At 40.8% G+C, this 15,854-nt stretch carries 12 protein-coding genes and 2 pseudogenes; 6 read left to right on the top strand and 8 right to left on the bottom strand.

The window, feature by feature from the left end:
- Positions 1–70 precede the first annotated feature (70 nt).
- The 5 genes from HWQ58_RS16085 to HWQ58_RS16065 all read left to right on the top strand — a co-directional run bounded on the left by HWQ58_RS16085 (position 71) and on the right by HWQ58_RS16065 (position 6,110).
- Entirely contained in the window at positions 71–262 is a 192-nt protein-coding gene (locus HWQ58_RS16085) for a hypothetical protein (protein ID WP_292864308.1), read from the top strand.
- A gap of 987 nt (positions 263–1,249) precedes the next feature.
- Entirely contained in the window at positions 1,250–2,413 is a 1,164-nt protein-coding gene (locus HWQ58_RS16080) for a glycosyltransferase (protein ID WP_292864305.1), read from the top strand.
- Between the two features lie 336 nt (positions 2,414–2,749).
- Complete coding sequence (locus HWQ58_RS16075) at positions 2,750–3,709, top strand: hypothetical protein (RefSeq protein ID WP_292864302.1); 960 nt, start codon at positions 2,750–2,752, stop codon at positions 3,707–3,709.
- A gap of 160 nt (positions 3,710–3,869) precedes the next feature.
- Positions 3,870–4,847 (top strand): hypothetical protein, encoded by a 978-nt coding sequence (locus HWQ58_RS16070; protein ID WP_292864299.1) that lies wholly within the window; start codon positions 3,870–3,872, stop codon positions 4,845–4,847.
- A 60-nt stretch (positions 4,848–4,907) separates the two neighbouring features.
- Complete coding sequence (locus HWQ58_RS16065; protein ID WP_292864296.1) at positions 4,908–6,110, top strand: alginate lyase family protein; 1,203 nt, start codon at positions 4,908–4,910, stop codon at positions 6,108–6,110.
- A 315-nt stretch (positions 6,111–6,425) separates the two neighbouring features.
- Here HWQ58_RS16065 and HWQ58_RS16060 read toward each other — a convergent pair whose 3' ends face one another.
- The gene (locus tag HWQ58_RS16060; RefSeq protein WP_292864404.1) at positions 6,426–6,590 is read right to left on the bottom strand and encodes a hypothetical protein; all 165 of its coding nucleotides are present in this window, start codon (positions 6,588–6,590) and stop codon (positions 6,426–6,428) included.
- A gap of 169 nt (positions 6,591–6,759) precedes the next feature.
- Between HWQ58_RS16060 and HWQ58_RS16055 the strand changes: the two are divergent.
- Positions 6,760–7,991, top strand: a pseudogene (locus tag HWQ58_RS16055) (transposase).
- Here HWQ58_RS16055 and HWQ58_RS16050 read toward each other — a convergent pair.
- From HWQ58_RS16050 to ltrA, 7 genes and pseudogenes are all read right to left on the bottom strand, one after another.
- Positions 7,949–8,254, bottom strand: a pseudogene (locus HWQ58_RS16050) (ATPase); the annotation flags it as partial. The pseudogenes HWQ58_RS16055 and HWQ58_RS16050 overlap by 43 nt on opposite strands.
- Positions 8,255–8,344: 90 nt before the next feature.
- Positions 8,345–8,554 carry a DUF2997 domain-containing protein gene (locus HWQ58_RS16045; RefSeq protein ID WP_292864293.1) on the bottom strand — a complete coding sequence of 70 codons (210 nt, stop codon included), beginning with the start codon at positions 8,552–8,554 and terminating at the stop codon, positions 8,345–8,347.
- A 2-nt stretch (positions 8,555–8,556) separates the two neighbouring features.
- Positions 8,557–9,006, bottom strand: coding sequence for a DUF1257 domain-containing protein (locus HWQ58_RS16040; protein WP_292864290.1), 450 nt, complete (start codon positions 9,004–9,006; stop codon positions 8,557–8,559).
- 131 nt (positions 9,007–9,137) lie between these two features.
- Complete coding sequence (locus HWQ58_RS16035) at positions 9,138–10,211, bottom strand: hypothetical protein (RefSeq protein ID WP_292864287.1); 1,074 nt, start codon at positions 10,209–10,211, stop codon at positions 9,138–9,140.
- Positions 10,212–11,757: 1,546 nt separating this feature from the next.
- Positions 11,758–12,336, bottom strand: a complete 579-nt coding sequence (locus HWQ58_RS16030) for a Uma2 family endonuclease (protein ID WP_190884732.1) — start codon at positions 12,334–12,336, stop codon at positions 11,758–11,760.
- 49 nt (positions 12,337–12,385) lie between these two features.
- Positions 12,386–13,567, bottom strand: a complete 1,182-nt coding sequence (locus HWQ58_RS16025; RefSeq protein ID WP_292864282.1) for a hypothetical protein — start codon at positions 13,565–13,567, stop codon at positions 12,386–12,388.
- A gap of 3 nt (positions 13,568–13,570) precedes the next feature.
- Positions 13,571–15,274 (bottom strand): group II intron reverse transcriptase/maturase, encoded by a 1,704-nt coding sequence (gene ltrA / locus HWQ58_RS16020; RefSeq protein WP_292864279.1) that lies wholly within the window; start codon positions 15,272–15,274, stop codon positions 13,571–13,573.
- Between the last annotated feature and the right edge of the window lie 580 nt (positions 15,275–15,854).

Genomic DNA, 15,854 nt, shown 5'->3' with positions numbered 1-15,854 from the left:
TAAGGTATTGATTATTATGTTAACAAGCTGTTAAATTAATACATGGAATAGACAATAAGGGAAAATAAACATGAACTCTTCACAAAAACCCACCAACGAAGAATTACTAGATGGTGAGCTATCAGAAGAATTACTAGATTCAGAAGAATTACTAGATAGTGAACTATCAGAGGAAGAATTGATCGCAATAGCAGCCGGAGCAACGGTGTTGGGTGTATCAGCATCGGTTGGACCGTTCAGGGGAGGGTTCAAGGCTGGCTAAGTATTAAATTCATTTAATACTAATTCTCTATGAAGCTGCACATTGTATTTTGACCCCTTCTAACCTTCCTATGCATTGTCCAGATTTTTTTTTACAATCTTGCAAGGCTTGTTATACAAAGTTTATTAACCTTGAGTCTTAGTAAGTCTTGAGAATTAACCACTCATGGTTATCTGGAAAAGAGCAATTTTAGGGATTTCTAGAAAATGAAATGCCAGCCGTCGCTTTCACCCTTCGGGGCGAATAGAATATGTCATTGCGAGCGCAACGAACTCAAGGGTGGCGAGGGCAAAGGTTTTAGGATTACTTCACTACCAAGAGCGCTCTGTACCTTAAGGGAAAGCTTCCCACCAAACCTGAGGACAAATGTTCAAACGGACACGATCTGACTTTTGGCTCTTGACACGAAGATATCTGCCAGTTGCGTGAGTCTTAATCTTATTAAAATAGCTGGCATTTGATTACTTGTAAATGCTTCATTGAGAATCTATAATAAAGTATTAGGGTTTGGTAGTTAGTGAGCGCTCCCTCTCACAAATCTTAAGAAAGATCCGAGAATAGATCGCAACCTTAAAGAAAGTGCCATAGGCGGTACTTTTTTCCATATAACTACTAAACCTTTATTTTTATTGGCGCTTTTTAGCGATCGCTAATTATGTAAGGCGATCATGAGAAGCTTGAAAGTCCTACTTTCAGAGGAAATTTTAGAATTATTGTTTGAAAAGTGTGAAAGAATCAACTAGGGGATTGCGAATACTAGTGTATGCGCTTTGCGCCCAGTGCATCCCAACCCCCAGCCAAGCTAAACTCAGCTGTCCAGTGCTAGAAGTTCAGGGGGAGGGCTGTCTCTCGCCCAGCCTTTGGAAATACCAAGCATTTCAAAACACTACATTAATAGGTTATTTTTGTTGCCCCTAGCAGAATTTCTCGTCAACTGCATGTCCGCATGATTCATTTAAACCCAATCCCTTTCACTACTACCTATACATGAGTACTATAGTCATCACAACTCACGGTACATTAGGAGACAACTTGCCTTATATTGCACTTGGAAAAGCCCTGAAAACTAGAGGGCATGAAATACGCATGGTGGTAAATGAGGCGGTACATTCCTATGTTTTAAAAGCTGGACTGGAAGCTTTTACTAGCGTTCACTCAAGGATTGGTCCTGAAGAGGTGCGAGGTAATGCACAACTATGGAATCAATTGCCTTTATTGAGGGCTAAGTCAAAAGACAAAACAAAATCTGTGAAAAACAACGATGACATAATAGAGGGTGCAACACCTCTGTTAAAGGTATGTCACGGTGCAGATATGTTAATTTCTGATTCTGAGCAGGATATATTTGCCGCTGTAATAGTAGATGTTTATGATATTGGCTGGGTTCGATCTCGTGTGACTCCATTTCCTCAGGGATTTTCTGACACAAAAACTAAATATTATCCTTATTACAAAAGTTGGCTAACTACCGAAAATTCAAAGCGCTTTATTTTGGCTGCCAGTCCCCATTTTTGCCAATTATCTCCAGAATATTCTCATGTACATCAAACAGGTTTCTGGTTTTATGAAGATTCAGATTGGAGCGGCGGCGAACCCAGCGAAGAGATTAGGGAATTTGTCGAGCAGGAACCTAAACCTTTAGTACTTTCATATAGTAGTCAGCCTCTGGAAAATCCTCAAGAAATTGTGGAAATTCACGTCCGCGCTGCGGCTAAATTAGGTCGGCGAATTTTAATTCACCAAGGCTGGGCAGACTTTAATCAAAGTCAGTTACCATCAGACATCGGCCAGGATAACGTCATGTTTGCCAATGGTTTTATAGCGCACGATTGGTTGTTTTCCCGTGCCGCCGCCGCGATCGTTCATGGCGGAATTGGAACGATCGCACGGTCGTTGCGTAATGGCTGTCCTGTGTTGGTGGAACCTTTTGCTTTCGATCAATTTTTTAACGCCTTACAGGTGCAAAAATTAAAAGTCGGAACTGCTATGGATTCAGAGAAGCTGACAGCAGATAGAGTTGCTAATGTTTTAGACAAAAAAGTATTGACACCTGACTATAAAAAACGGGCTGTTGAAGTTGGTGAGAAAATTAATGCTGAACAGGGTTTAATTGCAGCCTGCAACTTAATTGAAAGCTGGTTGTCAAGCTGATGCTCACAAGAACAGTAGACCAAAAACTTGTGCGATGTCTTCTGGTGCATCGGCTTCTGTTTCAGAGAACGTAAGATTAAGCATTCTAAACCATGATAACTGGAGATATGAACTTGTGTAGAGAAGGATATTTCGTCGCCTTCAACACAAGAGCATTTAGCGTAAAGCCCAACAATTTGTAAATTTGAATAAGCTGTTTTATCTCAAGAGTAGTGATTAATAAATAGTTAGCCAACACTCACTTGATATCTTCTTGTATAGAAATTTCCGAGATTTGACAACGTGCTAATGTGAAATAAGCTATACTCCTTTTGTTACACTAAAGAAGTTGAATTTATGATTGAAGTATCACCATCAAGCTCTTATAGCTATGTTGAAGATTTGTGGATTATCACAACATATTTTAATTCGTGTAACTACCAGACAAAGCTAAAGAATATGACTGCCTTTAGAGAAAGAATAGAGGCAGCCGGACTAAACTTAATAATTGTTGAATGCGCCTTTAACGAGCAAGGATTCACATTAAGCAATTCCAGCAAAAATACTTGGATCGTCAAAGTTAAAGCAACAGATGTGATGTGGCAAAAAGAAAGACTATTAAATATAGCACTATCTCAACTGCCGACAGCGTGTAAAAAAGTTGCTTGGATAGACTGCGATCTTTTATTTAATAACTCAGAATGGGCTGTGGAAGCATCGAACCTTCTAGATGTATTTCCTGTTGTACAGCTTTTTGAGATGGGCATTAGGCTTCCAAAAGACCAGAAAATCTATAGAGGAGAAGGAGAAAGATCGAAAAGTTTTGCTTCTATTTATCAAGATAAACCTAACCACATATATAAAGGATATATGCAGCATGGACATAGTGGTTTTGCCTGGGCGGCTAGGAAGGAGCTATTGTTAAAGCATCAATTCTATGACGCAGCTATAGTTGGAGGAGGAGACGAATATATGGTACATGCTATGTGTGGAGCTTGGTATTCAGTATGCGTTGCCAAAAATTTAGGAAAAAGTAAATATCATTTTAATTACTTCATAAATTGGGCAGAAAAATTTTATGAAGATGTTTCTGGTCAAGTCGGTTGTGTATCCGGTTCTGTTCTTCATTTATGGCACGGAAATAGTAAAGACAGACAACATTTTGAAAGAAATATTCAACTTCATATCTCTAATTTCGATCCGGAAAATGATATATCTATTGACGAAAATGGTTGTTGGAAGTGGAATTCCGATAAAAAATATATGCATGAATGGATAAAGGAATACTTTTTACAAAGAAAAGAAGATGGTGATTGAATATTGGAAATTATCCACGTTCTCTATCCAGCGCTCAATAGCGAAATAATTGCTGGAGTCGGTGAAACCATACCTTACCCCGGAGTCATAAAAATTGAAGGTAAAACGTCTAATGTGAAATAAGCTATACCCTTTTTATTGCACTAAATAAGTTGAGTTTATGATTGAAGTATCACCATCAAGCTCTTATAGTTATGTTGAAGATTTGTGGATTATCACAACATATTTTAATCCATGTAATTACCAGACAATGCTAAATAATATGACTGCCTTTAGAGAAAGAATAGAGGAAGCCGGACTAAACTTAATAATTGTTGAATGCGCCTTTAACGAGCAAAGATTCACATTAAGCAATTCCAGCAAAAATACTATCATCATCAAAGTTAAAGCAACAGATGTGATGTGGCAAAAAGAAAGACTATTAAATATAGCACTATCTCAACTTCCTAAATCGTGTAAAAAAGTTGCTTGGCTCGATTGTGATATTTTATTTAATAATTCGGAATGGGCTTTGGAAGCATCAAAGCTTCTGGATAGATTTCCCGTCGTACAGCTTTTTGATATCAGCCTTAGGCTTCCAAAAGACCAAAAAATCTATAGAAAAGGTCAAGAAATGCCTAGAGGACAAAGAAACATATGGAAAAGTTTTGCTTCTATTTATCAAGATAACCCTAAGTATATATACCAAGGATATCAGCAGCATGGACATACTGGTTTTGCTTGGGCAGCCAGGAAGGAGCTGTTGTTAAAGCATAACTTCTATGACGCAGATATAGTTGGAAGAGGAGACGAATTAATGGTACATGCTATGTGTGGAGCCTGGTATTCATTCTGTGTTGCTGAAAAGTTAGGAAAAACTAAATATCATTTTAATCACTTTATCAAATGGGCAGAGAAATTTCATGAAGATGTTCTTGGTCAAGTCGGTTGTGTATCCGGTTCTATTCTTCATTTATGGCATGGAGATATTAAAAACAGATTATATAATGAGAGAAATGTTCCACTCCATATCTCTAATTTTGACCCGGAAAATGATATAGCTATTGACGAAAATGGTTGTTGGAAGTGGAATTCCGATAAGACATATATGCATCAATGGATTGAGGAATATTTTTTGCTAAGAAAAGAAGATGATTGAATAGTGGTATAAAACGCTCCAATTTAGCAAGTGAAATTAAATCATAAATATCAAATTAGCATGACAGTTATATCACGTCAATCACCTCGCATTTTCTTACTGAATGCAGACAAGCTTCTGCAAATTAAAGAAAGTCGTACATCGGGCGATCGGCTATTTGATTCTGCAATTAACCAATTATCTCAGATAGCTGATAAAGCCCTTAAAGATGGACCTTTTAGAGTTGGGGAACGTCCACAACCGGATGCACTTTTATCTCCTGAAGGAGATAAGCATGACTATTTCAGCTTGGCACCGTATTGGTGGCCTAATCCTAACACTCCAGATGGACTACCTTATATCCGTAAGGATGGAGAACGCAACCCAGATACCGATAAGATTCCTGATGCAAAAAATCTTAACGGCATGGTCAATTCTGTTGCAAGATTAACGCTTGCTTACTATTTCACTGGCAAAGAGGTATATGCAAAACACGCAGCCGATTTACTGCGAATTTGGTTTCTTGCTGAGAACACGCGCATGAATCCTAATATGGCATATGCACAGGTAATTATGGGTATGAATGATGGATACGGAAAACGGCATGGAATTATAGAAGCACACGGCTTTATTTATGTTGTTGATAGCATTGGGCTATTAGCTGAATCAAAAGACTGGAATCTCAAAGATCAATACGAAATACAACAGTGGTTTAGCCAATATCTAGAATGGCTTTTAACCAGCGATAACGGCAAAGACGAAGCAGAAGCATCTAATAACCATGCAACATGGTATGCTGCCCAAGCTGCTGCGATCGCTCTTTTTTTAGATAAAAAAGAAATTGTAACCCGATGCTTGCAAAGAATTCAGGCTCTAATTGCCGATCAGATTAAACCAGATGGTCAACAACCGTTAGAAACCGAGCGACGTACACAGCCTTGGTACTACAGTACTTTCAATCTAAACGGTTTATTCCATGTAGCAGCGCTAGCAGAACGAGTTGGGATCGATCTTTGGAACTATCGTACAGCGGACGATCGTAGCATTCGCAAAGCACTGGACTATCTTGTACCTTTTGTTCTCAATCCATCAAAGTGGCCCTACAAGAAAGATATAAGTAAGAATATAGGTAAAGACAAAAATATTACAGTGTTATTACGTCAAGCATCTGTTCGTTACCGAGATCAGCAGTACTTGGAAATCATTCAGAAGAGCTATCAACTTGATGAGCTTGATAAATTGAATATGTTAATTGGGTGGTGCGTCAGGGAAGCTTGGGATTGACTATCATACGGAAGAAGAAAATCAGGCTTGTTCTCAAAAGCTATGCCCTGCTTACTCTGCGGTCATGATAAAACCCACAATTACAGAAAAATTAGTAAGGCAGGGTTAGCGCGTCTCAAAACCTCTTGACAAGCGGACTTGTATCCCCTATGCCAATTTCAACAAACAAAGCCAACTTCACTGGAATAGCAACAGCGCAAAAGCCCAGGTGAATATATAAGCATTAGCCCATAATACCAGACAATTTATAAGTTCGTAATCAGGTTCGTACAGCGATCACTCTCAACTACTAGCGTATTCCAGCACTCGTTCCCATTAAGAGCGCCACGCCGTCTCTACCAATATTTCCTTGCCGTTGGTGAATTGGATGAATTCTTGCCCATTATCGTAAAACACATCAGCCACTAACCTATTACGTATATCGTAGCCCCACTGAGAAACTGCGGCATTCCACCATCTTTGCCCGGGTGATTGTAACATTCAGTAAACCAAAAAGTTTTTCCCAAAGGCGATCGCCAAAAAATAGTTCAGTAGGATAAGTGCTTCATAATACCAATACCTTCGCCAAAAAAAGAGTATGAAGAGATGGGGCTGATGTAGTAGAGTTATTGTCTCTCACAACGACAACTCAAAAACTACTCTTCAACCCATGCCTGATATCCTATCACTGTTACAATGCCTGCTACCGCAGATCAACGTGACAACAATGCGGCAATTGAACCACATAATCATCGCCATGTTAGCAATGAGCGGCCGAGTCACCATGTTGGGAATCTCCCGCCCTTGCAGGCATTGGCGGTAGTTATCGGACGGTGATGAGATTCTTTCATACAGTCATACCCTGGGCAACAGTATTCTGGGTATTTTTTCGTCGGCATTTGTTTTGCCCAAATGATGTCTATCTGTTGGCAGGAGATAAGGTAGTAATAACCAAAGCTGGCAAAGAAACATATGGGTTAGATAAGTTCTTTTCAAGTCTATTGAGCAAACTTATATCGGGACTATCTTTTTTCACATTATCATTAGTAAGTGTTGAACAAAGGCACTCATTTCCAATTCAGATAGAACAGGTAATAAAGAGCGATGTAGAAAAAAGTCTTGTATCGCCAAGTCCAAAAATAAAACCCAAAGAGAAACGTGGACGTGGAAGACCAAAAGGAAGTAAAAACAAAAACAAAACGGAGGTAATTTTCACATCTGAATTACTCCGAATTCAAAAGATGATTAATCAGCTATTCAAGTTAATAGCTAATTTTATCCCCCTCACCTACTTAGTCTTAGATGGTCACAAAGGACAACAATAATGCCTTGCAAATGGCTCGGCAGGTTAACTTGCATATAATTTCCAAGTTACGCCACGATTCAGCATTATATATACCTTACCAAAATTCTGACCCCAATCATCGTTCCCGTCGTAAATACGGTGATAGGTTTGATTGGCGTAATATTCCCCAGGCATATTTGCGCCAAAGTAGTATTGACGACGATATTCTTACCTGTACTTATCAAGCTACTTTACTGCACAAAGAATTTGCCCAGTCTCTGAATGTAGTTATTTTGGTTAAAACCAATCTGAAAACCAATGCTCACAGTCACGTAATTCTATTTTCTAGTGACCTAAATTTCTCGCACGAAAAAATAATCGACTACTACAAACTGCGCTTCCAAATTGAGTTCAATTTTCGGGATGCCAAGCAATTCTGGGGATTGGAAGACTTTATGAACCTGGGTCAAACTGCCGTGACTAATGCTGCTAATCTCTGTTTTTTTATGGTTAACTTATCCCATTATCTTCTGGCTCAGTTTCGTCAAGATAATCCCGGCTCTGGCATTGTTGCACCTAAGATGAAGACTCCATCAGCGTTAAAATTCGCAATGTAATCAAACACATATAACAATGGATCAGCATGTGGTGGTTTCTTATACTCTGGCACTGGCTTAAACACCAATCCCCCATCTGCTGCGATTAAACATTGTTCTAAGGTTGATACTCCCAGATTCCAGAAGAACACTGGACTTGAGAGCTTGTTAGATGCCTCTGTAGTCAGCCACTGAATAATCGTTGCTTCATCAGGAGACAGGACATCAACCGCAGCAATGGGAATTTGTGAATCAAGCGTGGAGAGAAGATTTGAGAGTTTCATGTCAATTATTCAAATATTTCACTTATGAAATGGCGAAGCCTTTATGATCAGCAGTTACCAGCCGAGTTAAAACTGGTAACTGATGACTGATTACTGACGCAGGCGTGTTTGATTACTGTTCGTAGTCCGAAGTTGTTGGGTTTGGGCTTCATCCTTGTAAGTGCGATCGCCCTCCACAACTCCAAGTGCTTCTTCAAATGGTTGCGTAGCTCCAAGACAACTTAGCCCCTCAAATCCCTCAGCCTCTACGCAAACTTCACCTGTAGCATTGTCGAAATGAATCAGTATTGAACGTTCCATATTTATCTCCGTGCAAATTGTTTAACTTCTTGATGTCCAGCAAAAGTCAGCCGTAGAGTTTGCACAGTGCCGTTGGTTTCTTCGGCGATCGCACATTCCCCAAACCGCTCTTGTAACTCGGCAGCTTTAGCTCTCACCAAACGTTTACCGTAAGCCAACATCAACTTGTTACTAAAGAAATCTTGTCCCAACTTCGGAACTGTTTCATAACTGTCGTGTATTACGTCGTACACGCCGCTTGACTGATTCCACTTGAATCCGATGTCTGCACGGGCTTTTATGGTGCGACCAGACACAATAATTTCAGCGCTTTGTCCTTGAGAGCCACCGTAGTATCCTTTTAGTGACTGTGCTGTTTCATGAACTTGCGGATTCAGTTTCAAATCTTGTAAAGCTTGTACCAGACATTCGCGGTTAGCAAGCTTAGTTGTAACGGTTGAGAAATGCGACATTTTTAGCTCCAAGGCTTTCAAATTGGTTTGAGAAATAGTACGAGTGCGATATCCTTTTTGGGTTATTCTGAAAACTACATACGAATACGTTGGTCGAGTCTTGAGCGAATGCACCCGCCCAAGACTGTTTTTTACCTGAACTTAAACGCGCTAACTGTAGCTTTCGCCAAGCCCACGTCGTTAGTCGAAAGTGATTGTAGATTGCGTTGTTCGTCTAGGAGTTTGACCCTGATTTCGTCCATTTTTTGCTGTAACTGACTGCGCCCATCACTGGCAAGATTTTTTGACTCAATCGCCGGATCGGTAACAATCGAATCCAAATGCTCCATCATCTGCTGTAAACTACTGCCAGCTTCCGGGGATGCATTTGCCAGTAACACCCGCACTTTCATCAGGTGTTTTTCCATCTTTTTTTTGAACTGCACCGGCTTGCGTCCTGGCTCCCAATCGCTCAATTCTTCAAGGAGTTGCGCTGCCAGTTGTTCACCACCAGCGATCGCAGATTCCCGTAGCCTTTGCTCCAGATTTTGGTCATACTGTTGGATAAATTGTGTGATTTGGTCTAAGCATTCGGCTTGTTTCTGGTCAAGTTGTTCAGAGAGGGCAGGGATAATCACCGGACGACCAATAACAACTTGCAAATAGTCTTCAAGGTCATTGAGAGTGGGGAATGCTGTTAACAAATTAGCTTTGACTTCTTGTTGCTTGTCGTCAGGGAGCTGCCAAGCATTTAGCGAGAGGAATTTGTCAATTCGTTCTTGATAATCGATAAGTCCTGACTCGTAATCAACTTTTAGCTGATTTCGTAAACTGGGAGCTATATTATCCCTAATATTGATTAACTGATTCCACACAATTGGAGCTAAGTCTATAGGACAAATCCAATCTCCAGTATCAGCAGACATCCACTCTTGGACTGAAGCGATTTCTTGACGCAGTTGAGCAGATGCTTCATCCAGCTTTTTAAAAACTTTAATTCCCCTCAATCCGACTTCGGAATTAGTAACTTTTACAAGGTCTGATTCTACTTCGCTAATTTCAGCTTTTAAGACATCCGCCCATTTGGGAGCCGCAGATTTTGTACTCTTTTTTAACTGAATGCGGAATCTGATACGGGTTTTATTTAGTTTCGAGAAGTTCAGATGTTCAACTGTGGCATTTTGGAGAAAAGTTTCTGTTTCGGTGTGAGCAATTGCCTGTACCATGATTCAATACCTATTAATTTTCAGCAAAATTCAGCGTAGCTGATTCATTATGTTGGAGTTGATCCGCTACACCTGTTAACAAAAGTCAAAAAAGGACTATACAATCACCCAGTAAACACCCTGCTTACGAACCATGCAGCATCGTCGTTTAATAGTTGCAGTTCCTAGCTCATGGCTATCTTTCAGGTGTTGGATGTTTTTAACAACTCTGTAAACTATCTTGTTTGAGCCATTATTTTGTAACTTGATGGGTCTTCTAACGACAGGTGGCTTATATAGGGGGTATGACGAAATACGTGCAAAATGACCCACGTTGTAAACTTTTGTAACGTAGAGTCTCAAAACCCTTGATTATTCGATGTTTCAACATCTAACTTCAGTATTGTCTTCAGAGCGAAACATTCCCTAAAACAATCATTTATGGGCAAGTTTGATGAAGTAGCAAGGGTGAAAAGTCAATTCTACGGTCATGAATGTAAAAAGCTCCTTTATCATTTTTGGGCAAGTTAGTAAATCTAGAAAGTGCTTTTTGTAATTCTTCTTTACAACGTGTCTGATTTTACACGTATTTCGTCATGACCCCTATATCGCTGGCTCATCCTTTCTCTAACTGCTTATCTCATAGCCCATTGGAGCTATCTGCATACTCAGGTAGCATCACTACCTGATTGGGGTCAAGCGGCACAAACTGCTTTAGAGTCTATCTTTCCCCAAATAGTCGTGTCTCTTCTTTTACTTGAAATTAAACGGCTAGCTCCCCTTGCACGTAGTTGTGGTTTTGACATTTATACTTCCAGGTGCAAGATGTGAGTTTACCCATTGCATGACCAAATTGTGAACCATACTGTAACCAAAAGTTAACGTAATTTCAAGGTTTTGAGCAAATCTTCAACATAACAAAATGAATCAAATTATGTCCGCGTGTTTTAAATATGAACCATAATGCAACCAAAAGTTTTATTTTTGGACTTGGTGAAAAATGCAGATCAAGACACACTAATTTAACCCTTAAATTTTAAACTTTCGGTCAAATCAGGGTAAAAATACCCACAATATGGTTCAAAAATATGTTTAGCCAAAAATTGAGTGATAAAGCGATCGCCTGAAATCTGAATTTTTATTTCTCTCTCATCGCGGTACGGTACAAATGAACTATAAGACCATGTTCCTTGCTGTAATTAAGTTTTGAGTTTTTTGAACTCTATTTATAGCTCTTACCTTCATGTTGTCCTAGTGCAGAGTGAAGTATGTCCCGTCCCTTTGGTCAAATTATCGTTCAAATCACAGTTTGCTCTATCCAACCATTCAAATATCTCACTTTGACTCAATGACACGGGCGCGGCGGAACAAGTACCTCCATGACAGTCCCTCGCTTCAACACCACAATCCTGATTTTCAACCAACAACGAAGCGGAATTACTTTGTTCTACTTGCCCCTGTGTTTGATTAACGATCGCAGAATTTAAACATTCTTCATCTTCAGCAACAGACGCGGCGGAACAATTTTATTTTCCTCGTTTATTCTCTGTTTCAATCCCTAATTGAGTTATTCAAATTCAGGTGGCCATAATTCTGCTAGAGCTAATTCCCAACCTGGAAGTAACTCTGGTATTACTAATTTGTCGTTATCTCTTAAAATAACTGGTTCCTGGTTAGGGCGATAAACTGTAACTAAAAGTTTGTCAGGGTCAATGAGAATACCTACTGTAGAACCAAGTTCTAGGAATAGTTTAATTTTCTCTTCCAGTGGTTTGATACGGTCACTTTTAGATTTGACCTCAACCGTCAGATCGGGGACTAACTGCACAAAATCACGCTGAGTTTTCTTGAGTCGTTCTGCCCGAACAAATGAAACATCTGGAGCGCGTAAGTTTCTTTTTTCCGGGTCGCCCGTAGTTTCACCGATTTCGATGCTTGGCAAGATAAAGCCAGCGCTGGAACCAGTAACTCTGCCTAGCTTGCGAGGCATGACCCAAATATTAAGAAACGTTAACAGGCGAGAACCAATTTCGTCTGATTCATAATCGCATGGCCCCATAACAATGATGTTTCCCTCTACTAGCTCCATCTGCCAATCGGGATTCTGTGACTGTAATTGTTCTAAGTCTTTGATTGTCAGAGACATAAGGTATAACTCGCTTTCAAGCGCGATCTCTTTCTATGATAGGCGATCGCTACCCCTCCCAATCCACTAACACCCCATCCACAATCGCAATCCCCCACTGTGGAAACTTCGCTAAAAGCTTTTTGATCACTATCACCAGCGCCGGATCATCATTCCAACACTCTTGCAAGAAGCCAAAGCCCGGATTCTCCCCCGAATTCGCCGCTCGATTCAGTTTTTCTCTTCTTACAGGTCGTACATTCGCCCTTGCAACAATCGCCTCATGCGACCACTTTTCAGAATTTTCGACAGGTGCGGCGGAACTTTTACCCTCATGAACTGCTTTGATTTCTACACCCGAAACCGAGTTTTCAACTAACAACGAAGTGAGATTACTTTGTTCTACTTGCCCCTGTGTTTGATTAGTGATCGCTTCCTTGGAAGAAAATTCATTCTGAGCGACAGGCGTGGCGGAACAAGCACCTTCATGACAGCCTTTCTGCTCAACACCACAATCCTGATTTTCAGCCAACAACGAAGTAGACTGACTCGGTACAGCATCCACTAGCGCCAGCGTCGTGCAGTTCATTGCCGTAGGCAATTCTTCAAGTTCTGACGCGCTTTCAATACGTGAAGGCGACGCGCCCCTCAAGGGCGCATGAGCCGTTTTTTCCTCACGTGAATTTCCTGTAAGCGTGTCAGAGATACACCTCGCAATCTCTTTTGTAGAGTTTGTGAGGTGTTCCTGAGCAGTTCGTGAGTTTTCCTGGAATCCTTGCTCTGGCTGACTTTGACCTAAAATAGATGCTTCATACAAAGCACCCATTTTTTCAGAGGCAGCATTCATCTCTGTATTTTCAGCATTTGGTTCTCGTTTTTCAGCATCTAGTTCTCGTTTCGCAGAATCCTCTTTTTCCCAAAAATCCTTAATTCTGCTTCCATGTAGATTTTTGACAGTCCACCTCATCGTCTCCCGCCCATCCTGAATCGACTTGTCCGGCTTAAAAATGAACAACCCGCTTTCGGAGAGAATTTTCTTTGCACAGATAAAAGTACTGTACCCCAAAGCAGAAGTCAAAGGTATCCATCGGGAACCATAAGGGTCAGCCGTCCAGCACTCTTGCCACAATTGCGTAATTGATGGCTTTTGCTGGGAAGCATTAGACTCAACGAGGTTGTCACCAACCCCGTTGGTCTTCAAAACCGTGCTTAATAGTTTCCCATTACACGGCTCCTCAATGATTTGGCACATTTGTCATGTGTACTTCACAACTGAACCATCTTCAGTTGTTTTTTCATCATGGCAGTGTCTATGTAATATCTGAAGATTTTTGTATTCGTCTTTGCCTCCCAAATTCTTAGGGGTTATGTGGTCAATCTCCAGTACATCTGACTCTCGGAAGTACATTTGGCAGTGGGTACATTTCCCTTTTTGTTTCTTTAAGAGTGTCGCCACTCTCTTAGTTACTTCTGGGTGTTTCCCCATTCTTGAACTCCAGTAAATTAGGTTGCCATCATAAGGACTGGCTTCGCCATTAACTTTCACATATAGAACTATTGATGTTTCTGCGTGTGAACGTAATTGAATCGGGTTTTTACCCTTTTGCTTGTTTGCGAATACCCAATTATTACCGCCTATGGTTTGCCAATATTTTTTTGCCAACCATTTACCATTTTTTTTGTTGTGGCGGCGTTTTGCCCAAGCTCTAAGCTTTAGATACATGAGATGATCCTGAGTGGAATAAACCACTGAACTTACTACGGTTGAGTAGAATTTTGACCATCCTGTGATTACCGGATTAAGGTTACTGATTAACGCCGATTGTGGCGCTGCCTTATGGTCGTCGATGATACTTGCTACTCGGTCGTAATGTATCTTCTGCTTATATGAGCTTGGGGTGATGATTGTCTTGAAACCTTGTTTTGAGTGGTATTTACCCACTTTCCACTGCTTTACGTTAAAACCGAGAAAGTTAAATCCTGGTTTTTCTGTCTCATACTCATTTAGCGTATGAGTTAGTCGTGTTTTTGAAGGTTTCAATTCCAAACCCATGTCTTTTAACCATTCAGAGATTATCTCTGTGCATCTTTGGACAACGGTTATGTCTTCATGAAGAATCACGAAGTCATCGGCGTATCGAATAAGTCGGGGGCTTCTAAACTTTGTACCTTTTTTGTGATACCAAGTTTCCCTGCTGGTATACGACATTTCAGGAAATGTCTTATCTATTCGTTCTTCCATCCCGTGAAGGGCAATATTTGCCAGTAGTGGGGAAATTACCCCGCCTTGTGGCGTACCCTCAGATGTTGGAAACAACTGCTTTCCATCCATCACTCCTGCTTTCAACCATGCTCGAACTTGTCGGCGGATGGTGGGGAATGTATTTAATTTTATTAGCAGTGCCTCATGGTCGATGCGGTCGAAACACTTTGCGATATCAGCATCAAGCACGTATTTGCTTTTCTTAGCGATTGATAAAAATATGGCTTTAATCGCATCATGACATGAGCGCCCAGGTCGGAACCCGTATGAGTTAGGTTCAAATCGCGCTTCCCATTCCGGCTCTAATGCCATTTTGATTAGCGCTTGCAAGGCTCGGTCGTTCATTACGGGTATTTTAAGCATTCTGGTAGTCCCGTCCTTTTTGGGGATGGGGATTTCCCTTAGTCCTTGATGCTTCCAATTTCCACTATTCATTTTCAGTAATTCTTCAAGGTTGAAGCGTTCCTCAAATGACAGGGATTTCTTACCATCAATACCAGCCGTCTTTTTACCAGCATTTAGCTGAGATACAAGTCTAATTGCAAGAAATCGAGCCGAGGTTGATTTTAGAATAAGCTTTTGGAGTGACCTAGCTTTCCGCTCGTCTCCAACTTGAACCGCTTTAAATACGCGATGAGTGAAGGCGGAAAAGATTTCGGCGGAATTTCTTCCACGGTAAAGCTTTCCAAGATTCACTAGTTTTTACACTGTGTCTAATCATTTTCTCTTCTGGAGTTTGTATTTTCTGAACACCTCAGACCAATTACGGTCTGTCCTACCCGACTTGTGAGAATTCCGCTTCTCGTCTAGCCTACCGGGGGTTCGACTGCCCCAAGACTCACAAATCGTTTTTATTCGTTCCCTCGGAGAGATTGATAGTTCCGTTAGGCGTGGTCATTTCAACTACTGGATTCCCTTGACTCTAGCCGTTAACATCAACTATATGCGGCGGGAATTAATTCTCCAGTGAAGTCAGGGATTTTGTGTTACGCCCTGCTTGGGATTAAGTTGCTTTCCTAGACCCGGTTTCACCGTAGGAACTCCCTGTTAGCGCCAGTGTCAACCCGTAACGGCTGTCTGATTGCGCCCTGTTCCCAGCTTCACTCTACAAGAACCGAGCTTGTTCGGTGTGGGCAGATAAGGAGTCAATTCTGAGTCTGAATGGCAGGACTTGCACCTACATCAAACCGAGAGTTCAACCTTTGATGACAGTAATCTGCTATCAGGTTGGATTAGTTATGTACGGGCTTACACCGTGATTCACTAATCAACGAAT

Origin of the sequence: Nostoc sp. LPT (assembly GCF_017115165.1) — a bacterium.
Taxonomy (GTDB): Bacteria; Cyanobacteriota; Cyanobacteriia; order Cyanobacteriales; family Nostocaceae; genus Nostoc.
The sequence above is the reverse complement of the archived record's forward strand: the minus strand, read 5'-3'. Positions and strand labels throughout refer to the sequence as shown.